Genomic DNA, 19,463 nt, shown 5'->3' with positions numbered 1-19,463 from the left:
CAAGCACTTAATATTTTTTGTCTTATATCAGTCGAATATGCTGCTGCCATATATCTCAATTATTTTCTTTTTTTTACATCTTTAAAGTTTACCATCTTTGTACCGCGTTTGATCTCAAACTGCTGTAAATTCAGCGGAAGCTTTAACACAAGAAACTAACTTTGGCATAGATGCTAATGGTGATGGTTTAATTGGCAATCCTTACACCGCAATTGAGTCAGCAGGAAACACCAAATTAGTCAAAGATACCACCAACAAATACTTTACCCAAATCAGCACAAATACTCCAACCGCCATCAAAAACGGTGGACAACAAATCTACCAAGATATCTACACAGGATGGCAAACTCTAGCCGCAGAAACCGTCAATAGCGATAACCAAATCCTTTGGAAAAACGTTTCTGGAAACTACCTGCATATCTGGCATTTAGATAGTAATTGGAATTGGGTTTCTTCTGAGGGACAATGGGCATTAAATTCAGTTGATGCTTTAACTCAAGAAACTAATTTTGGCATAGATGCTAATAGTGATGGTGTTATTGGTTACACCCCAATTGAATTAGCAGGTAATACCAAATTCATCAAAGATGCAGCCAATAAATACTTTACCCAAATCGGAACAAATACCCCAAATACCATTAAAAACGGTGGACAACAAATCTACCAAGATATCTACTCAGGATGGCAAACTCTAGCCGCAGAAACTGTCAATGGCGTTAATCAAGTTCTCTGGAAAAACGTTTCTGGAAACTATCTCCACATCTGGCATTTAGATAATAACTGGAATTGGGTTTCTTCTGAGGGACAATGGGCATTAAATTCGGCTGATGCTTTGGCTAAAGAAACTGTTTTTGGCATAGATGCTAATGCTGACGGAAAGATTGGTAATCCTTCTAGTCTGACTGTGACAGGTACTAGTGGTAATGATTTCCTCGTTGGTGGTGCAAATAATGATGTTCTCACTGGCGCAGGCGGTAAAGATACTTTAACTGGTGGTTTAGGGAGTGATAAATTTGTTTACCAAAATCTCACTGATTCTCTCTTAGCTAACTTTGATGTAATTACAGACTTCAACGCCACAACAGGTAATGATTTGTTCCGTGTTTCTACGACACGAGCCGGATTTGTAGATGTGGGAGGAGTTAATACTCTAAATGCCGCAGATATCGGGGCAAAATTAACAGCCGCAGCTTTTGGGTCAAATTTCGCTGCTCAATTCAGTTTTGGACAAAAAACCTTTGTGGCTATTAATGATGCAACAGCAGGATTTAATAGTTCTACCGATGCCATTATTGAAATCACAGGATTAACAGGAACATTGAACATCAATAATTTCGTGATTGTCTGATTATTCCGTAGGGTGGGCAATGCCCACCAGCCCTTAATATATATAGCGCAATATCTAATTTATAGGCAAATTATCGGGATCAATTCCCTGCGATCGCAAATAAGCTATTAGCCGTTCTTTTTCCTCCCGTTCTTGTTCAGCCCGTTGACGTTCCTGTTCCGCCCTTTGGCTTTCCTGTTCCGCCCTTTGGCTTTCCTGTTCCGCCCTTTGGCGTTCCTGTTCAATTTGTTCCACAGCCCAAGGTAACAAATTACCTGTTTGATCCCACCATCTTAACCAATAGCCAGTCCGTCCTTCTTTTGCACCTCGCCATGTTCCTAAAAATAGTCCCATTGCCTCAATCCAATGACGACCATTCTCATCTGGTTGTTGTAATTCATAACGTCCATTTTCCAGTTGATAATATTCTAATAACCCCCCATCTGGCTCAAAAATAATGTAAATAGCAACTTGTAAAATTTGTTCATAAAAAAACCATTTTCCTGGCGGATAACTACGTTTAACCGAATATTCTCCCCCATCTTTATCTGATAAAAACTCCATGACTACAGCCGGTACATCTCCTTCTAAATTGGGTGTATAGCTTTTACGTTCTGCTAATATCTCTTTAACAGAAGGCACATATACCCAATCAGGTGCTTTAGCCACAAATTGCTCATTTAATGTGGCACACAACCCAAAATTGGCAGCAATTAACATTTGTGGTTGAATAAATCCACTTATTTCTAAACTTTCCCGCAAAGCCCCCGCTAAAAGTGGCTGTCCTGTATTTTCCACTGGTTCATCCTCTAACTGAAAATCATCGGGTAAGGCTTCCCAAGAGATGACCAGTCCAGTCTGTGATTTGGTTTCACTGAGTAGGGTTGCCATAAACGCTACCTTTAGTTGATTTGTTTTTATTGTACCATCGGATCAGTGAATTGTTTCTAGCGATGATTAGTTGAAGGGATGCCGAAATCATATAGTTTTGACACAGCAACACTCATGCTAACATAACTACAGATTTTCACTAAATCACTAATGTATTTTTCTGATCAATAGGGTGTGCTGAAAAAGTTATCTGTGAGGGCTAGGAGTCAGGAGTTAGGAGTTAGAAGGAGATCAGAATACTCAATTCCGCATTTTTCACCAGCGTCTCCTTGTCAAGGGTTGAAACTGGATATTGAGGAGTTACCTGTAATAACTTTTCCACCCTCTCCCGCGCAGCTTCCACCACTCCTACATCCAAACTACCATTATTCAAACTAGCAGAAAAATCTTCAGCTATTTTATATGTTCGTTCTAAAGAAGAGGAATTGATATTTCGAGAAACTATAAATAAATCACAACCAGCATGAAAAGCCCGCGCAATCGTTCCTGGTTGCATAAACATCTCAGATACGGCTTTCATATCTAAATCATCAGAAACTATCACACCTTGAAAACCTAGCTCTTTTCGTAAAATATCATTCAAAATGATTTTAGATAAAGTTGCTGGTACTTCTGGATCAATTTGCGGAAACAAAATATGCGCCGTCATAATTAATGGAATTTCTGACTGAATTAATGTTTGAAAAGGAATCAATTCCCGATTTCGCAAATCTTCTAAACTCAAATTTAAGATTGGTAATTCCAAATGGGAATCTGTGCTGGTATCTCCGTGTCCAGGAAAGTGTTTAGCAGAACCTAAAATTCCTGCTTCCCGTAATCCTCGGTAATATTCTCCCGCTGCTTCACTGGCGGTTTCTGGTGTAGTTCCAAATGCACGGGCGCCAATAATCGGGTTTTGGGAATTAGAGAAAATATCCGCAACTGGAGACCAAGAAAGATTAATTCCCAGAGATTTTAATTCTAGTGCTGTGGCTTTGGCAACTTCATAAGCATGAGACTGCAATAAATAAGCTTGAGGAAAGCGGGTAATTGGTAAAGGTGTCCGTACAACCCGCCCACCTTCATGATCTAAAGTGGTAAATATGGAGTTACGCTCAGTATATTGGCGAACTTCATCAATGAGGTTTTTAAACTGTTCTAACCAAACTGGATATTTTACACCGTCAAGAAAGTTTTTGGCAAAAAAGATGACACCAATGGGTTTTAGTTCATTTAATGCCCGTTTATCATCATCATTTAAACTTGTCCCGGAAATACCCAGAATTAAATGATTACCAAAGCTTTGTGATGATTGGGGTATTGACATAAGTAGGTTGGCGTTGAAAATTGTCGTTATGGCAAGGCAAAAGGCAAGAGTGAAGAGGGTTTGGACGATTTTACGTTTCTTTACACAGTTTGGTTTTATTGTGTTCACCTACCCGATAGGGAGGTGAGAGGCTTCTACTGTTTAAGCTAAAAATTGGAAACTAATAACTCACTTTTAGCATTAGCCATATTTTCAGTTTTTGGTTGAGATGGTTTCAACGTCATTTGCGGGGCATTTTGTTGTAAAACCACAGCTTTATAAGCTACGACTCCCGTATGTTCACTATCGAGACAACGAGCCGCTGTTCGAGATAAATCTAGGCTTCTGGGTAAAATATACGGACCGCGATCATTAACGCGGACAATCACGGATTTATTGTTTTCTAAATTGGTGACTTTTAAGAAGGTATTAAAAGGTAGAGTCCGATGGGCAACAGTAAAATCATCTTGATCATATATCTCACCATTTGCGGTTAAGCGACCATGAAAATAGCCACCATACCAAGAAGCTATACCAGAAAGTTGTGTGGTTGAGGACTGTAATCCATACATTTCCATTTGTCCTTGTACCAATGTCAGGGGTTTGGCATGGAGTGCTATTCGCAAATTATTAGTCCATTCCATTGCCAAAATATCACCGCTGCGACCAATTTGCTGAGAGAGTTTTTGATCTATTGCAAATAGTAACCGATTACCTACCATCATGGAAGGAGTTTTATCTACTAAGCCCGGTTGTAATTCTGTAGGTTGTACAGCAGGTATTTTTGTTAATTGCTGCAAGCGATTTTGTAATGCTTTGGCTGTAATTCGATCAGGTAGTCTGGCAACAAAACTGTTATTAACCCATACTTCATAACTGGATGGATTCCGCTTGACAATCAATACTGGTGAGTAATCATAACTTCCATTTGGATCAACTGGATTGCGGATGACATTAAAGAAACTTTGGAGCGATCGCACAACAGTAGAAGGTGATAAATCTACCCTGGAAACACTAACTTGTGTAACTATTGGTAAAAAGTTAGTAGCATTTTTCAAGTGAGGTTGTGCAGCTATATTTTCTGGCACAGAGGGACAAAATTGCGTTTCTTTTGCCTTCAAGGTGATTGAAGGTACAGCGATAGACTTATTTCTGTAGGATGATAACTGCCTATTTATCCAGTTAACCGTGAAAGCAGTTTTTGATATTAAGGTTTTTTGCCAAGCATTTTTATGTTGTTGAGCGATCGTCAGAAATTGAGCTTGCGGCTTAACTAAGTTGGCTGGAAGTTGGATTGGAGAAAACGCAGCTATTAAACCCAGTGGTAAATTTGCCGTCAACGCCAAAGCACCTCCTGTAAAGGATTTCACCCATAGTATTCCCGTTGATATCATAGTTTAGTTATTCTCCAGATAGATGCACAATTCCTAGAAAAATAATCCCCAGGTTGAATAGAAAAAGAGTTTTATTGAACAAAGAACAAGTTTTTTGGAATTACATAATTTCTATGCGTTTTCAGATTTAATTATGATTAAACTGTCTGGGATCATCATATACCGTAATGGAGATTTAAATAAATAAAAGTTTTAAATCTAGTTTTGAAGTATTACTAATATTTCGATTATTTTTGCTTATGAATACAATTTTTATTTGCTATTTACTTTACTATTAGACATAGATTTTTAACGTATAAACACTGAGCAAAGCAGCCATTTTTTGTATTGATGATGGGCAGTTAAGCAAAAATATACACTGATTTAAAATGAGTCCTAAACTACACTAAATATTGATCACGTAAGAAAATTTTGTGTTTACTCCTGGAGCGAAGATGAAGGTAAATTACATAGTCAGGGCAAAATTTTGGGAATTTTTTGGGAAGCAATCAGACCTACCGTGCCAAATGTAAAGGATTGCAACGTATAATGAGAACGACAAAACAGTTAAGAAATATTGAAGAATAGTAGGTTTAAATGCGCGTAGCAATCGCGGGAGCGGGACTAGCAGGACTTTCCTGTGCAAAATATCTCACTGATCTAGGTCACACACCCATCGTTTTGGAACGCCGAGACGTAGTTGGGGGAAAAGTGGCTGCGTGGAAAGATGCTGATGGAGACTGGTACGAAACAGGACTGCACATTTTTTTTGGGGCCTATCCCAATATGTTGCAGTTATTCAAAGAATTGGACATTGAAGATCGATTGCAGTGGAAAGAACACACAATGATTTTCAATCAGCCTGAAGCGCCGGGGACTTACAGCCGATTCGATTTTCCAGATTTGCCAGCGCCAATCAATGGTATGGTGGCAATTCTCAGAAACAACGATATGCTGACCTGGCCGGAGAAAATCAGTTTTGGGATTGGTTTACTACCTGCTATTCTCCAGGGGCAAAAGTATGTCGAAGAAATGGACAAATATTCTTTCCGGGAGTGGTTACAAAAACAAAACGTTCCCCCCAGAGTAGAAAAAGAAGTATTCATTGCTATGTCTAAAGCCTTGAACTTCATTGATCCAGACGAAATTTCCGCCACCGTCCTCTTAACGGCATTGAATCGCTTTCTCCAAGAGAAAAACGGCTCAAAAATGGCCTTTCTGGACGGTTCACCCACAGAAAGATTGTGTCAGCCAATTATTGACTACATCACTGAACGCGGTGGTGAGGTGCGTCTGAATGCGCCCTTGAAAGAGATTTTACTCAACGAGGATGGAACTGTAAAAGGATTCCTGCTGCGGGGCTTAAATGGGGCAGAAGATGAAATATTTACAGCGGATACCTATGTATCTGCCCTGCCAGTTGATCCTTTAAAGCCAATTTTGCCAAGTTCTTGGCAAGCTATGGAATTTTTCCAAAAATTGGAGGGTTTGGAAGGTGTACCGGTGATTAATGTTCATATCTGGTTTGATCGCAAATTAACAGATATTGATCATCTGCTATTTTCCCGTTCTCCACTCCTCAGCGTTTATGCTGATATGAGTAATACTTGCCGTGAATATGCCAATCCTGACCGTTCCATGTTGGAATTAGTTCTAGCACCAGCCAAAGATTGGATATCTAAATCCGATGCCGAAATCGTTGCTGCAACTATTACTGAGTTAGAAAAACTTTTTCCCCAACACTTTGGGGGAGATAATCCGACTAAAATACTGAAATATCACGTGGTGAAAACACCACGTTCAGTTTACAAAGCTACTCCAGGTCGCCAACAGTACCGCCCTTCACAGCAAACCCCCATTTCTAACTTTTATTTGACTGGGGATTATACAATGCAACGCTATCTCGCCAGCATGGAAGGGGCTGTACTTTCTGGTAAACTAACAGCGCAGGCGATATTTCAAGCGCTGACGGTAGCAAATCCCTCTAACCTGCAAACGCCAACACGACCGCCCGCCACGAATGCTGCAACTGCCTGATTCCCCCCCGCGCATGAAAACGCTGGTTTCTATAGATGATTCCTACACCCTTTGTCGCGAACTCACGGCTAAGTACGCTAAAACTTTTTATTTAGGTACGATGCTGATGAGTCCGGCCAAGCGTCAATCTGTTTGGGCAATTTATGCCTGGTGTCGCCGTACAGATGAATTAGTGGATGGTCCGGCATCTGCTATCACCACGCCAGAAACCCTAGAACTATGGGAAAAGCAACTGGAATCCATTTTTGCGGGATGCCCATTGGATAATTATGATGTAGCGTTAGTAGATACTCTCCAACGCTTTCCGCTCGATATTCAACCCTTTCGGGATATGATCGCCGGTCAGCGCATGGACTTGTATCGCAGTCGCTATGCAACTTTTGAGGACTTATACCTCTACTGCTACCGAGTAGCGGGAACTGTGGGTTTGATGTCAACGACGATTATGGGGGTAGATAATAGTATCTATACAGCCCCTTGGTATCAAAACCAACAGCCCTATCTGCCTATAGAAGAGGCGATCGCTTTGGGGATTGCTAATCAACTTACCAATATTCTCCGTGATGTTGGTGAAGATGCCCGTCGAGGCAGAATCTATCTTCCCCTAGAAGATTTGGCCAAATTTAATTACACCGAAGAAGAATGTATTCGCGGCGTAGTGGATGACCGCTGGCGTTCACTTATGCGGTTTCAAATTGACCGCGCCCGTAAATTTTACATCCAAGCAGATAAGGGTATTGGTTACCTGGCTGCTGATGCTCGGTGGCCTGTTTGGTCTGCATCTATGCTATATGAGCAGATTTTAGAGGTGATTGAGCGCAATGATTATGATGTGTTCAGTCAGCGAGCTTATGTTCCCCAATGGAAAAAGTTACGCACCTTGCCAGCAGCTTGGATGCGATCGCAAGTTTTATAGAGTGGTCATTGGTCAGTGGTCATTGGTCAGTGGTCAGTGGTCATTGGTCAGTGGTCATTGAATCTATTTAGGGCTTGCTGATAGCCTAGCGTGGCGCGTTAGCCATATAAACCGAAAACCTGAATAAATCTCCCTCTAATTCTGACTCCTGACTCCTGACTCCTAGCTATTTACAAAATAACTGTTGACAGGGTGAAAAACTTCTGCTAAGATTATTACTCATGAACTGGAGAGGTGGCTGAGTGGTCGAAAGCGGCAGATTGCTAATCTGTTAAGGGATTATATCCCTTCGGGGGTTCGAATCCCCCCCTCTCCATTTTTAAGCAGGTGCGTTGACAAGTTGTAACGCACCTTTTTTGTGTTATTTTTTGGCGACCATATTCATATCGCAAGTATATAGACCGATTTGGTGAGGAACTCTGACAAATCGGCCTGTGCGATGACCCCTAGATAGTTCATTGAGAACCTTATTTTTAACCTCTCTGACTTCCTCTGGGTCCAGATGTCCGTAAATGCCATTAACTATCTCATTCACATTGAAAATTCGTCCGGCATTTTGTTCTAGAAATAAGGTCAGAGCATCAATTAAAAATTGACCATCAAATTGTGCCAACATCGGTACTACTTTCGTTTGGGGTCTGACAAAATGTTTGTTGGTTTTGGTGGATTTAATCCCCCTAGATATTCCCCTACCTTGAATTGGACCTAGTGAATTTAAGTCTAGGGTATAACAGCCTGGTTCATTGGGAATTGCTGACCAATAACCACTTTCCCTCCCTTGGGTCAGAGATGATTGGACTCTACCTTTAACGACTTTGAAAATAGTAGACTCTAAATCACCATAGAGCGATCGCACAATAAAATCTATGTGACAGACAGTTCCCACATATTCTCGCAATAGCTTTTTGAGTGCTTCCATGCGAGTCATATTTTCATAGTGAGCCAACATGGGAACATCTTCCCCCTTACCAACATAGTGACGACGCTGATAGGAAAGATTGTTCGAGTCTCTGACTTCGGAGAGGGAATGTTCGACTTTGAAAGGGTCTGATTGAGTAATTTCTGACTCTAGGGGATGCAAATATTCCCGATTGGAACTGTGATTAGAAGACAACAACAAGAGTGAATCTTCTTCGTCAGCCTCAACTTGTTCGTTGTCTTGAGTATAAGACCATGTAGATAATAAGGATTCTACATTATCTAATTGCGATCGCGCCTCTATGAATAGACGTTGGTACTTTTGGGCGAGACTCCCATAGTAGTCTCGTAATTCCAACAATGGCGTAATAAATACTTCGGGTGGTGCTTGTAATTGTCCTGGAGAATTCATAGCAATTCACTCAACCTAAATCTATATTGCTGGTGTAAGTCATGGCTCTAGGTTTGCTTGGTGTAGATCCCTGGAGTGATTTTTTCGGAGGTTGGGGAGGACGACAACTTTCACAATATAAAGGGCGAGTTCCGAAAGTTTCCCGCTTTGTCGCCTGATTACATTCTTTACAAACAAAGTGGAAAACCCGTGTGTGAATCAGTCTTTTGTGCGCTCGGACAGTATATTCTCTAACATCAATTATTTTGGTTGCCATAATTAATAATTGCCAATCTCAATCCTCTTTATATAGCTATTCAAGCAAATGAAACTGTATCAGTGTGTGTTTTTAGAGAAGTTTTCCCAAAATTAGAAACTCCTATCTATGTCAAGGATACAAACTGCTATTTCCGATATATTAACAGCGACTGAGATATATTTGCTCATATCTTACATAAAAGTACGAAAAGGATATAGGCTAGTACCGCAAGGCGTTCGTCAAAAGTCAAAAGTCAAAAGTCAAAAATAATATGGCATCAGCTTTTTAGTGATGAAGAATAGTTGTTTTATTTACGCCGTGCTGTACTAGACTTTTTGTCTCCATGACTCGTACATATAAAAATGCTTTTTAGCATCTATCTTGAGAAATAACTATATAATTGGAAACCTATTTTTAGGTAGATTTTACAACATAAATCATCAATTATTATCTCTCCTACTTATTACAAAAAAAATGAAGGATGAAATGATTGTCAAACCACTCATCCTTACTAATTCATTTCAAACAAAAGCCATTAACCGAGATTAACCTTTACAGCCTTGTGTTTTTCTGATTCGGCTTTAGGAATAGTCAAATGGAGAATTCCATTCTTATATTCTGCCACCACCTTCTCATTATCCACGACCGCAGGCAAGGCGATTATCCGTTGGAATTTGCCATAACGAAACTCTGAGCGAGTCATACCTTCCGCTTCTGTTGTTGTTTCCGATTTGCGCTCACCGCTAATAGAAACCGACTCAGGAGTGACCTCAACATTAAGATCCTTCGCATCCAAGCCCGGTATTTCCACTTTCAATTTCAAATCACTATCGGTTTCCGCAATTTCGGCAGGAGGAATAAAAGTCAATCCTATTCTTTCCCCTCCATCTGGTGGTAATAACTGTTCAAACAAACGATCCATTTGCTGACGGATAATACCCATTTCCGGGAACGGTTCCCAGCGTTCTATTTCCCGTAAAGGATTCCAACGTACAAGTGTCATATCTATCTCCTCAAAAATTCACTATTGGACTTCCTGATTTGGTGAGACTGAATCTTAAGCTTCTGAACTGGTAAACAATAATACTACTGGCAAAACTTCTAACTTTTAACTTCTTGAAGCCTAATCTTTAGCTTCCCAATTAAATAGTAGCACCAGAAAATCAATTGATTACAGTTCGGTTTTATAGATAGGAGCGTCGTGATAACCGTACTATATAAATCCTCAATTATTTTCAAACCTGTTAATTAGTATAGAGTCGGTAATGATTCCCCAATCACTAGTACACTGCGGCGTAAGTGAAGCAACCATTCTAAATCGTTACAAAGCCTATACTGCCTTGGTTTTGAATTTTGACTTCCGCTCTGCGGTACTAGGTATATTTTTCGTATTTTAGAAGATAAATATAGAAATATCCACTCTTTTTTTGGACAAAAATTCCTTAAAAATAGGATTGGAGGGATTGAATCAGATGATTAAGCAAAGTAGTCTTAGCAGTATTGATAAAAAAATGATCACCATCTATCATTCTTAATGAAAAAGGGGCGACAGTTTGTTTTTCCCATGCAGCAATGGCAGTAGAACTAACTCTTGGGTCTTGTAACCCACCAAAAGCAGTAATAGGACAATCTAAGGGAGGTTGGGGAGTATAAATATAGGATTCTAAAACTGTAAAATCAGCGCGGATAATCGGTAGAAATATCTGCATCAAGTCGGCATTTTCTAGCACTTCTTGGGGAGTTCCATTCAATTGAGATATTTTGACCAAAAAATCGGTATCTGGTAATTGAGAAATTGGCGGTTTTTCCGCAGATAATTGTGGGGCTTGATGAGCAGCAACAAAAAGATGTAAAGGGTGAAAATTATATTTAGAACGCAGTAGCCTAATTAGCTCAAAACTAATTAATGAACCCATACTGTAACCCATAAAAGCATAGGGTTTATCTAGATAGGGGATGATATTAGTGGCTATTGCTTGAACTAAAGGTTGAATTTTTGTATATGGAGGTGATTTGATTTGTTTACCTCTTCCGGGAATTTCTATGGGGCATAATTCAATAGTTGCTGGTAAATCATCAGCCCATGTCCGAAAAATCGTAGCACTACCACCGGCATAAGCAAAGCAAAATAGGCGTATTTTGGCGTGGGAATTAGGTTGAGGGCAAGTTATCCAATTTGTGAAGGTAGTTTTAGTGGTCATAATGGGGTTTTTATGGGGTTTTTATGGGGTTAATTGACTTTTCTTGATTTTCAAATACACCAGTCTCAACAATAGCTTTGCATAATTTATCAATTACGGGAACTGACACACTATTTCCAATTAGTTTCATCCATCTTGGTCTTGATTCTGGTAATTTAAAATCTTGAGGAAATCCCTGTATTAAACAAGCCTCGCTTTTAGTAATTTTTCTAAATTCTCTTGATTCGTAAACTTCTTTGATGAATTTGTTTTTAAAATCATGATGATTTAGTGCTTCAATTGTCTTTAAAGTGATAAAATCATTTGTGTCGCTGGCAACTAGAGTTGGAAAAATATCAGAACTTGGTAAAAATATCCGACTGACACCAAATAATCCTGTGCTTATTTTAGTGTTTTTAAAATCATAGCGAATTTCGGTACACTCAATAATATCTTTTTGTTTCAGAGACTCTATTGTTTTTTGGATTGATATCTTTTCTAATTTAAACACTTTTTGACTTTTTAAGCTGTCAATTATTATTTCTGTATTATTGGTAAATGAAAGTAGAATCTCTTCATTCTTTGTCAAGTCTTGAATATTATCCTGTTTGATAACAAAACGATATTCTTCTGATTTGAAAATTTCTAATTGCACCAGTTCATCAATTTCTGCTTGTGTAATTGATGAATCTAGGTTTTGAAAATGTTCTAATGATAATGGATTTCCGTCTAATTCACCATAATCACTTCTTCGTCTGTTTTTAAGTAATAATAAACAAATATCTTTCTGTCGTTGAGTAGTTTCAATAATGTCCCAGGAATGTATTGTTGTATGACCATTTCTCAAGTCATTAAATAAAAAGTAATCATTGAATCCGTTGGTATTGGAAAGACTCATACTTTTAGATTCAATAATATTACCAAATATGTCTCTCTGAATAATCAGATTATCTATTGGTTGTTGTGGTAGAATACCTAATATATCGCTAAGTTTTAGTTTTTTATCTGTTGGTTTTGGTAAGTTGAATTTTTGGAAATACTCTTTTTCCTGAAATCCAATTATATATATGCGAATCCTATTTTGGGGTACACCATAATCAAAGGAGTTAATAACAAAATAGTTGGCATGATAGCCTGCTTGTTCAATTCTTTCTAAAATATAAGATAAAGCCTTTTTATTCCGAGGATCAACCAATCCTTTGACATTTTCAAAAATAAATGCTTTTGGTTGAGATTGTTGAAGTAAATAAATTGTATCGTTCCATAACTGACCTCTATCATCATCAAAACCGAGATTTCTACCTGCAATTGACCAGCTTTGACAAGGAACTCCAGCCGTTAACAAATCATGAGGTGGTAATTCTTTAATTTTGGTAATATCTCCTAAGTTAGAACTAGGATCAATTTGAAAGTTCTCGCAATATGTATTGATTGCGTCTTTATTTATTTCACTAAAACCTAGACAATGACCACCATTATTGCTTAATGCCATTTTAAATCCGCCAATTCCAGCAAAAAGGTCAATAAAAGTAAATTGTATATTCTGCATTTTACATCTCTTATTTAAGTCAATTATTTTAAACCCCCTTCTTCAAAATCTTGAGGAGGTTCAATTCCTAAAAATCCTCGTCTTTGTAATTTTTACCTAATACTTGAATTTCTTTAGTTAATGGTTTGATGATGGATTTGTAAATCTCTGTCTAGTGACCAGATAAATACTTCACTCATGGGGAAGCGTGTACACAGTTTATTAAATTCCTCAATAATGCTGAGATCACCAAAACTTGTTCCTTCTTGTTTGTCAGGAGCTTTATTTTTGCCTGCTAGATCCGGAAATTGGTCAATCCAAACTAATATCTCTGTTGTATCTGGAAATGCTGTAGTCCGCCAAGGTGCTTTTCCTGTGAATGCAGCCTTTACTTGTTCAACAAAATGGATAGCTGTTTTCCTTCGTATTGTACCGTCACCATTCTGGGCAATGTGGTTGCCTGTTTCCAGTATCGTTGCCATAGGTAACAGAAAAGTACAGCCTAACTCAATATACTCCTTAAAATTTTGCATCACTGATTCCCTATCCTCATTACAGCGGGGAACATTAAGTATATTGAGGAATACGCTGGTATCTATTAGGCAAATACTACTCATGACTGTACTCCTGCAAGCGAGACAACCAGGCCAGGGCTTGCTGTTTTCTGTCTTCTGGTGTGTGTGGTGACTTGACAAACCTATCTACTATTCCCGCAGTTACTAGGTGTCCCAGTGGTCCTTGAGATATTAAACTCGGAAAATCATCCATATCCCTAAGTCTAACAAGGCGGCTATTCCCTTGATTCCCTTCCTCTGGATCTCGAAAACAAAACACTACATCATTTAAAGCAGCATCAGGTAAGGCATCCATTAAAGCTGGGTTATGGGTAGAAAGCAACACTCGCAATTTACGCTGTTCAGCAATATCTCTGATGCTGGCCAGTAGATGTTTAGCACGGTTGGGATGAACGCCGTTGTCAATTTCCTCAATGACTACTAAACTTCCTTCGGTAGCCGATAGCATAATTGCTGCGATCGCTAACACTCGTAATGTACCATCTGATAATAATGCAGCATCACAATAGCGAGGTTGATCACCAAAAGTTTCTCTTAGTTGCACCATAACTTCATCCCTGGGACCAGTCAGGAAATTTAGTCCATCTATAGCCTGTTCTGGTAAACTCTGGATGAAATTGAGAATTATCTGTTGATTTTCAGGCTGGTTTTCCCATAAACAATATAAAACGCTAGAAAGATTTTTACCATCTTCATATAATCTTTTATCAGACTTAAAGCTATATTCACGCATCCTGTCAGGAACAGGATCTAAAAATAAGATATTATTCAAAACTCGTTGATATTCGCCGGCAATCTCAGGAATTATCTTTTGGGACTTTTCATATTTGATATCAAACCGCGCAGGGCTATCTAATTGCACGAATATGGCCATTTGATCACTACAAGTTATTCTTGGCTTGTTTTGACCCCTTGTAAAGTTGTTATAAGCCACACTAACATCAGTATTTATTCCCTGGGAAGGTTGATCTAATTCATACAAGGGAACTGTATTGATTGAGTCAGTAATTCGTTCACTACTGATGTGTAGTTCTCCATCACGCACGTTCAGAGTTATATTTAATTCATTCCATTCAGGTAAATCTAATCGGCAACCGATGGTAAAACTTGACTGCCCATGATAGCATAAATCATTTACTCTACCACGCACCACTGCCTCGGCACTATTCACAGCATATTGAATACTAGAAAGTTTTTGCCCTTGTGCAAGCCATGACAAAAAGCGCAAACCTTCCAAAGCGTTACTTTTACCTGCGGCGTTTGCACCTATTAAAACAGTCAAAGACCCCAAAGGTAAGTGGCCTGTGCTGTAACTTTTAAAATTAGCGAGGGTAAATTCGATTAGCATGAGACAACAACCTATTATTCACAGAATAAATCCTATATGCAAACAATTGATCAAAAGTCAACTAAAAAAGCATGGTCTAGAGCCATATCTCAACCAGCAACAGAATTTCCTGCCACTCAATTACCTATTCTCGCAGGTACAATCCCCCCTGGTTTACGGGGTACACTGTACCGGAATGGACCAGCACGACTAGAACGAAATGGTATCCGGGTGGGACATTGGTTTGATGGAGATGGGGCAATTCTCGCGGTTAATTTTACCAATGCGGAAACATTTGCAGTTTATCGCTATGTGCAAACCACAGGTTATCAAGAAGAAACGGTTGCGGGTAAATTGCTTTATGGTAATTATGGCATGACTGCACCAGGAATTATCTGGAATCAATGGATAAAACCTGTAAAAAATGCGGCGAATACTTCCGTTTTAGCATTACCTAATAAACTTTTGGCATTGTGGGAAGGTGGTAAACCTTATGCTTTAGATTTGCAAACTTTAGAAACTTGTGGTGAAGATGATTTAGGCAGTTTAACCAAGGAATTAAGTTATTCTGCCCATTATAAGCGGGATGCAAATACAGGGGAAATTTTTAATTTTGGTGTGACTCCTGGATTAAACGCCACACTTAATGTTTATAAAAGTGACTCTAGGGGCAAAATTATCCGCACAGGAACATATCAATTAGAAGGAGTACCATTAATACATGATTTTGTTTTAGCAGGACAGTATCTAATCTTTTTTATTTCCCCAGTGAGGTTAAATCTTTGGCCTGTTTTAGTCGGAACAAGTAATTATAGTGATTCTCTAGAATGGCATCCTGAATTGGGAACTCAGATGATAGTTTTTGACAGAGAAAGTTTATCTTTAGTCAGTCAGGGAGAGACTGAACCTTGGTTTCAGTGGCATTTTGCTAATGGTTATGTAGATAATAGTGGTGCGGTAATTGTAGATATTGCCCGTTATGAAAATTTTCAAACTAATCAATATTTACGGGAAGTAGCTACAGGGGAAACTCATACAATTGCCAATAGTACATTTTCACAAGTTCAACTTAATCCTCTAACTGGAAAAGTAATTAAAATTGAACAACTTTCAAATCAACATTGTGAGTTTCCTAGTGTTCCTCCACAAAATATAGGTCAATTTTCTCGTTATACCTATATGTCAGGATTCCAACCAGGGACAAATGTTGGACAGGAACTTTTAAATAGTATTGCTGGTTTTGATCACCAAACTGGAACTTTAACGCAAACAAATATAGGAGAAAATTGCTATCCTTCCGAACCTATCTATGTACAAAATCAGCAAAACTCTGAGCAAGGTTGGCTACTAACTGTGGTTTATGATGGGAATACTCATAGTAGCGAAGTTTGGGTATTTGCCAGTGATAGATTAAATGAAGAACCTCTTTGTAAACTGGGATTACCCAGCGTTATTCCCCACAGTTTCCACGGGACATGGAAACCTGCTTAAAAAAGGCCCATAATCAACCTAGGGATGGGGAAATCCCACCCTTATACTGTCCTCCTAGCTAACCTTCTCCACTCCCGCTAAATCCAAAATCGGTGCAATCAAATCTTCCCGTTTCACCGCCATAATATGCACACCCTGACACAATCCCCGCGCAGTTTGTACTTGTTCGGCGGCAATTTTCATGCCTTCTTCGAGGGGATGTTTCGCTTTTGCTAATCTCTCAATAATTTGTTCAGGAATATTTACACCGGGAACAGCTTTATTAATAAACTGGGCATTTTTTGCTGATTTCAAGAGAAAAATTCCTGCCAAAATTGGTTTATTGTAACCACAGGCAATTTTATTCATGAACTTTTCTAATATTTCAAAATCAGTAATTAATTGACTTTGAAAAAATTGCGCCCCGGCTGCTATTTTCTTTTCAAACCGACTTTGCAAACCTGACCAACTCTTCGATTGAGGATCTACTGCTGCACCTGCAAATAAGTCTAATGCACCATCAGTGAGGGGTTTTTCATTAAAATCAAAACCCTGATTCATGTTTCTAATTAACTGCAATAATCGTACAGCCTCCAAATCAAAAACGGCTTTTGCTTGAGGATTATCCCCTGCTTTTACAGGGTCGCCAGTTAAAGCTAAGATGTTGCGGATACCCAAAGCATGAGCGCCCATTAAATCTGCTTGTAATCCAATTCTATTGCGATCGCGGCAAGCAAATTGACAAATCGGCTCAATGCCATTTTGCAATAAAATCACCGAGGCTACCAAGGAAGACATCCGCATGACGGCACGGCTACCATCAGTAATATTGACAGCATGAACCCTTCCCTTAAGAGTCGCTGCCATTTCGATGGTATGGGTAGGATCTCCGCCCTTGGGAGGTGCAACTTCGGCGGTAATTAAAAAGTCACCCCTTTGGGCGGCTGTGCGGAAGTTGTTAAAAGCACTAAAGCTATAAGTATCCGGCATAGTTCAAATTTATCTTGAGGTTTTCTTAAAGAGTAAAACAAATTACACATTAAAGACTAAACCTTAGTTATATATTACTCACTCACTCAGATCCCCGGCTTCTCAAAGAAGTCGGGGATCTATTTATGGAACTGTGAAACCCAAAGCCGTTTTCACATCTGCTAAAGTGGAGTTGGCGATCGCTCTGGCTTTCTCCCCACCATCCCGCAACACTGACTCTAAATAACCCTGATCCGCCATTACCTCCTGATATTTGTCCTGAATCGGCTTTAAAGCATGAATCGCCGTTTCTGTCAATAAAGGTTTGAACTGTCCCCAACCCATATCTGCACATTCAACCGCTACCTCTTCCTTCGTTTTTCCAGCCAGCAGCGTATACAGGGTCAATAAATTATGGCATTCTGGGCGTTCTGAATCATCAAAGGTTAAACCCCTCACCAAATCAGTTTTACAGCGTTTAATCTTCTTAGTAATCTCCTCTGGTGAGTCTAAAATATTAATCCGACTCAACTCGGAAGGATCTGATTTTGACATTTTCCTTGTCCCATCTGTCAAACTCATCACCCTTGCACCTTCCTTTCTAATCAAAGGATCTGGTAGTTTTAATACAGGTGCTTTTTTCGCAAATTGGTGATTAAACCGATTAACAATATCCCGTGTTAGTTCTAAATGTTGCTTTTGGTCTTCACCCACTGGCACTTTATCAGCTTGATAAAGGAGAATATCCGCCGCCATGAGTACGGGATAATCTAACAAACCAACACCGACATTTTCCCCTTGTTTAACGGCTTTTTCCTTAAACTGAATCATATCTTGCAACCAGTTCAGGGGGGTGATGCAATTTAGCAACCAAGTAAGTTCACTGTGTGCGGAAACGTGGGACTGAACAAAGATATGAGAGTGTTGTAAATCAATACCACAGGCTAAATATAAAGCAGCAATCTTGTAAGTATCAGCCGCTAAAGTTGCGGGATTATGCGGTACAGTGATAGCGTGTAAATCTACCACACAAAAGAAATTTTCATACTGGTCTTGAATTTCCACCCAGTTGCGAATCGCACCTAAATAGTTACCTAAGTGTAAGTTACCAGTTGGTTGAACTCCCGACAAAACGCGCTGCTTACCCATAATTATCCGTTATTTATCTCCTCTTCCCCGCTTTGTAAATGGGGCGGTTACAAGACTCATTTTAGTAGTCATTGGCAGTGATTGGGGATTAGTGATGAGGTTATTAAAAGCATCTTTCCTCTTTTTCTGACTTTTGCCAGAAGTTTCTGGAGTTACCAGGTAAGCGGAAAACTCAGTTATGCAACTAAATAAGTAGGATCAATTTGGAAAAAAATAGCTAAATCTTGAATTTGTTTTTCTGTTAATTGGCGTTTACCATTAAGAATATCTAAAACTATTAACTCACTTTCTAAGATAGAAACTAAATCTTTTGGTTGCAGATTAGATTCTTCTAACAAGGCTTGAAGGAGTGCTATACCTGTTAAGGTAGGTATTATTTCATGTTGTTGTTCATAATCATAAACAAGAGTAGCAAGAACCTTCAGATAGTCTCGATCATCTTGTGTAATGTTTCCTTGATCCAAAAGAGAATTAATTTGATTTTGAGTAGCAATTAATTCATCTTCATTGGTAATTGGTCGAGGAGGAAATGTGGTAATTAGTTTTATATAGTAGTTACTAGGAATTTTTAAACCACTCGTCATTTTTCCAATTCTCCTTATCGTATTCAGCATGAGTGAGTACAGCACGTATAAATAAGAGTTGATACTCATAATCTATATAGGTTATCAAACGATAATGATTACCTTTGATATTAAAAACAGTAAAGTTACCAACTAAATCTGCTGATGGAAAAATTTGTCTGACATCATTAAACTTTTCCAATTGAGAATCAGATACGCGCTGATACCATAGTAAAAGTCCTGATTCTGCTGGGGAGTGCTTTTCCCAAAAGTCCCTAAGTATTTTTTTGCTAATAACACGCATC

General features: G+C 39.0%; 18 protein-coding genes, 1 tRNA gene and 1 pseudogene. 6 read left to right on the top strand and 14 right to left on the bottom strand.

Going from position 1 to position 19,463, the window contains the following annotated elements:
• Nucleotides 1-166: 166 nt before the first annotated feature.
• Both IQ226_RS09160 and IQ226_RS25900 read left to right on the top strand, forming a co-directional pair.
• Nucleotides 167-826, top strand: a pseudogene (locus IQ226_RS09160) (hypothetical protein); the annotation flags it as partial.
• A gap of 6 nt (nucleotides 827-832) precedes the next feature.
• Nucleotides 833-1,348, top strand: a complete 516-nt coding sequence (locus tag IQ226_RS25900; protein WP_370567108.1) for a bluetail domain-containing putative surface protein — start codon at nucleotides 833-835, stop codon at nucleotides 1,346-1,348.
• 54 nt (nucleotides 1,349-1,402) lie between these two features.
• Here IQ226_RS25900 and IQ226_RS09155 read toward each other — a convergent pair whose 3' ends face one another.
• The 3 genes from IQ226_RS09155 to IQ226_RS25895 all read right to left on the bottom strand — a co-directional run bounded on the left by IQ226_RS09155 (nucleotide 1,403) and on the right by IQ226_RS25895 (nucleotide 4,873).
• Nucleotides 1,403-2,218, bottom strand: coding sequence for a Uma2 family endonuclease (locus IQ226_RS09155; protein ID WP_193894711.1), 816 nt, complete (start codon nucleotides 2,216-2,218; stop codon nucleotides 1,403-1,405).
• Nucleotides 2,219-2,438: 220 nt separating this feature from the next.
• Nucleotides 2,439-3,524, bottom strand: a complete 1,086-nt coding sequence (nagZ, locus tag IQ226_RS09150) for a beta-N-acetylhexosaminidase (protein WP_193894709.1) — start codon at nucleotides 3,522-3,524, stop codon at nucleotides 2,439-2,441.
• 146 nt (nucleotides 3,525-3,670) lie between these two features.
• Nucleotides 3,671-4,873, bottom strand: coding sequence for a septal ring lytic transglycosylase RlpA family protein (locus IQ226_RS25895; protein WP_370567107.1), 1,203 nt, complete (start codon nucleotides 4,871-4,873; stop codon nucleotides 3,671-3,673).
• Between the two features lie 600 nt (nucleotides 4,874-5,473).
• On the opposite strand from IQ226_RS25895, the gene pds reads away from it, so the two are divergent.
• The 3 genes from pds (at nucleotide 5,474) to IQ226_RS09130 (ending at nucleotide 8,145) form a co-directional block, all read left to right on the top strand.
• The gene (gene pds, locus IQ226_RS09140; protein WP_193894707.1) at nucleotides 5,474-6,913 is read left to right on the top strand and encodes a 15-cis-phytoene desaturase; all 1,440 of its coding nucleotides are present in this window, start codon (nucleotides 5,474-5,476) and stop codon (nucleotides 6,911-6,913) included.
• The gene (crtB, locus tag IQ226_RS09135; protein WP_193894705.1) at nucleotides 6,897-7,829 is read left to right on the top strand and encodes a 15-cis-phytoene synthase CrtB; all 933 of its coding nucleotides are present in this window, start codon (nucleotides 6,897-6,899) and stop codon (nucleotides 7,827-7,829) included. The genes pds and crtB overlap by 17 nt, the downstream gene beginning before the upstream one ends.
• A gap of 228 nt (nucleotides 7,830-8,057) precedes the next feature.
• Nucleotides 8,058-8,145: transfer RNA gene (locus IQ226_RS09130), tRNA-Ser, on the top strand.
• A 45-nt stretch (nucleotides 8,146-8,190) separates the two neighbouring features.
• On the opposite strand, the gene IQ226_RS09125 is transcribed toward IQ226_RS09130, so the two are convergent.
• The 7 genes from IQ226_RS09125 to IQ226_RS09095 form a co-directional block, all read right to left on the bottom strand.
• A complete protein-coding gene (locus IQ226_RS09125; protein ID WP_193894703.1) occupies nucleotides 8,191-9,159 on the bottom strand; it encodes a hypothetical protein in 969 nt (322 codons plus the stop codon).
• Between the two features lie 10 nt (nucleotides 9,160-9,169).
• The gene (locus IQ226_RS09120; protein WP_193894701.1) at nucleotides 9,170-9,415 is read right to left on the bottom strand and encodes a hypothetical protein; all 246 of its coding nucleotides are present in this window, start codon (nucleotides 9,413-9,415) and stop codon (nucleotides 9,170-9,172) included.
• Between the two features lie 517 nt (nucleotides 9,416-9,932).
• A complete protein-coding gene (locus IQ226_RS09115) occupies nucleotides 9,933-10,400 on the bottom strand; it encodes an Hsp20/alpha crystallin family protein (RefSeq protein WP_193894699.1) in 468 nt (155 codons plus the stop codon).
• Between the two features lie 439 nt (nucleotides 10,401-10,839).
• A complete protein-coding gene (locus tag IQ226_RS09110) occupies nucleotides 10,840-11,598 on the bottom strand; it encodes a thioesterase II family protein (RefSeq protein WP_193894697.1) in 759 nt (252 codons plus the stop codon).
• A gap of 10 nt (nucleotides 11,599-11,608) precedes the next feature.
• Nucleotides 11,609-13,126 (bottom strand): DNA cytosine methyltransferase, encoded by a 1,518-nt coding sequence (locus IQ226_RS09105; protein ID WP_193894696.1) that lies wholly within the window; start codon nucleotides 13,124-13,126, stop codon nucleotides 11,609-11,611.
• Between the two features lie 113 nt (nucleotides 13,127-13,239).
• Nucleotides 13,240-13,722, bottom strand: coding sequence for a hypothetical protein (locus IQ226_RS09100; protein ID WP_190383898.1), 483 nt, complete (start codon nucleotides 13,720-13,722; stop codon nucleotides 13,240-13,242).
• Entirely contained in the window at nucleotides 13,715-15,028 is a 1,314-nt protein-coding gene (locus IQ226_RS09095) for an AAA family ATPase (protein ID WP_193894695.1), read from the bottom strand. The genes IQ226_RS09100 and IQ226_RS09095 overlap by 8 nt, the downstream gene beginning before the upstream one ends.
• A 36-nt stretch (nucleotides 15,029-15,064) precedes the next feature.
• On the opposite strand from IQ226_RS09095, the gene IQ226_RS09090 reads away from it, so the two are divergent.
• Nucleotides 15,065-16,498 (top strand): carotenoid oxygenase family protein, encoded by a 1,434-nt coding sequence (locus IQ226_RS09090; RefSeq protein ID WP_193894694.1) that lies wholly within the window; start codon nucleotides 15,065-15,067, stop codon nucleotides 16,496-16,498.
• A 54-nt stretch (nucleotides 16,499-16,552) separates the two neighbouring features.
• On the opposite strand, the gene IQ226_RS09085 is transcribed toward IQ226_RS09090, so the two are convergent.
• The 4 genes from IQ226_RS09085 to IQ226_RS09070 all read right to left on the bottom strand — a co-directional run bounded on the left by IQ226_RS09085 (nucleotide 16,553) and on the right by IQ226_RS09070 (nucleotide 19,462).
• On the bottom strand, nucleotides 16,553-17,467 hold the full coding sequence (locus IQ226_RS09085; protein WP_193894693.1) for a methylenetetrahydrofolate reductase: 915 nt from the start codon (nucleotides 17,465-17,467) through the stop codon (nucleotides 16,553-16,555).
• A gap of 123 nt (nucleotides 17,468-17,590) precedes the next feature.
• Entirely contained in the window at nucleotides 17,591-18,595 is a 1,005-nt protein-coding gene (trpS, locus tag IQ226_RS09080; RefSeq protein WP_193894692.1) for a tryptophan--tRNA ligase, read from the bottom strand.
• Between the two features lie 176 nt (nucleotides 18,596-18,771).
• Nucleotides 18,772-19,179 carry a type II toxin-antitoxin system HigA family antitoxin gene (locus IQ226_RS09075; protein WP_193894691.1) on the bottom strand — a complete coding sequence of 136 codons (408 nt, stop codon included), beginning with the start codon at nucleotides 19,177-19,179 and terminating at the stop codon, nucleotides 18,772-18,774.
• The gene (locus tag IQ226_RS09070; protein WP_193894689.1) at nucleotides 19,154-19,462 is read right to left on the bottom strand and encodes a type II toxin-antitoxin system HigB family toxin; all 309 of its coding nucleotides are present in this window, start codon (nucleotides 19,460-19,462) and stop codon (nucleotides 19,154-19,156) included. The genes IQ226_RS09075 and IQ226_RS09070 overlap by 26 nt, the downstream gene beginning before the upstream one ends.
• Nucleotide 19,463 lies beyond the last annotated feature (1 nt).

It is taken from the genome of Dolichospermum sp. LEGE 00240 (assembly GCF_015207875.1).
GTDB classification, from domain to species: Bacteria; Cyanobacteriota; Cyanobacteriia; order Cyanobacteriales; family Nostocaceae; genus Dolichospermum; species Dolichospermum gracile.
The sequence above is the reverse complement of the archived record's forward strand: the minus strand, read 5'-3'. Positions and strand labels throughout refer to the sequence as shown.

Coding starts and splice junctions, on each gene's coding strand:
- IQ226_RS09155 (WP_193894711.1), bottom strand. CDS start 2,218: ATGGCAACCCTACTCAGTGAAACCAAATCACAGACTGGACTGGTCATC.
- nagZ (WP_193894709.1), bottom strand. CDS start 3,524: ATGTCAATACCCCAATCATCACAAAGCTTTGGTAATCATTTAATTCTG.
- pds (WP_193894707.1), top strand. CDS start 5,474: ATGCGCGTAGCAATCGCGGGAGCGGGACTAGCAGGACTTTCCTGTGCA.
- crtB (WP_193894705.1), top strand. CDS start 6,897: ATGCTGCAACTGCCTGATTCCCCCCCGCGCATGAAAACGCTGGTTTCT.
- IQ226_RS09125 (WP_193894703.1), bottom strand. CDS start 9,159: ATGAATTCTCCAGGACAATTACAAGCACCACCCGAAGTATTTATTACG.
- IQ226_RS09120 (WP_193894701.1), bottom strand. CDS start 9,415: ATGGCAACCAAAATAATTGATGTTAGAGAATATACTGTCCGAGCGCAC.
- IQ226_RS09115 (WP_193894699.1), bottom strand. CDS start 10,400: ATGACACTTGTACGTTGGAATCCTTTACGGGAAATAGAACGCTGGGAA.
- IQ226_RS09110 (WP_193894697.1), bottom strand. CDS start 11,598: ATGACCACTAAAACTACCTTCACAAATTGGATAACTTGCCCTCAACCT.
- IQ226_RS09105 (WP_193894696.1), bottom strand. CDS start 13,126: ATGCAGAATATACAATTTACTTTTATTGACCTTTTTGCTGGAATTGGC.
- IQ226_RS09100 (WP_190383898.1), bottom strand. CDS start 13,722: ATGAGTAGTATTTGCCTAATAGATACCAGCGTATTCCTCAATATACTT.
- IQ226_RS09095 (WP_193894695.1), bottom strand. CDS start 15,028: ATGCTAATCGAATTTACCCTCGCTAATTTTAAAAGTTACAGCACAGGC.
- IQ226_RS09090 (WP_193894694.1), top strand. CDS start 15,065: ATGCAAACAATTGATCAAAAGTCAACTAAAAAAGCATGGTCTAGAGCC.
- IQ226_RS09085 (WP_193894693.1), bottom strand. CDS start 17,467: ATGCCGGATACTTATAGCTTTAGTGCTTTTAACAACTTCCGCACAGCC.
- trpS (WP_193894692.1), bottom strand. CDS start 18,595: ATGGGTAAGCAGCGCGTTTTGTCGGGAGTTCAACCAACTGGTAACTTA.
- IQ226_RS09075 (WP_193894691.1), bottom strand. CDS start 19,179: ATGACGAGTGGTTTAAAAATTCCTAGTAACTACTATATAAAACTAATT.
- IQ226_RS09070 (WP_193894689.1), bottom strand. CDS start 19,462: ATGCGTGTTATTAGCAAAAAAATACTTAGGGACTTTTGGGAAAAGCAC.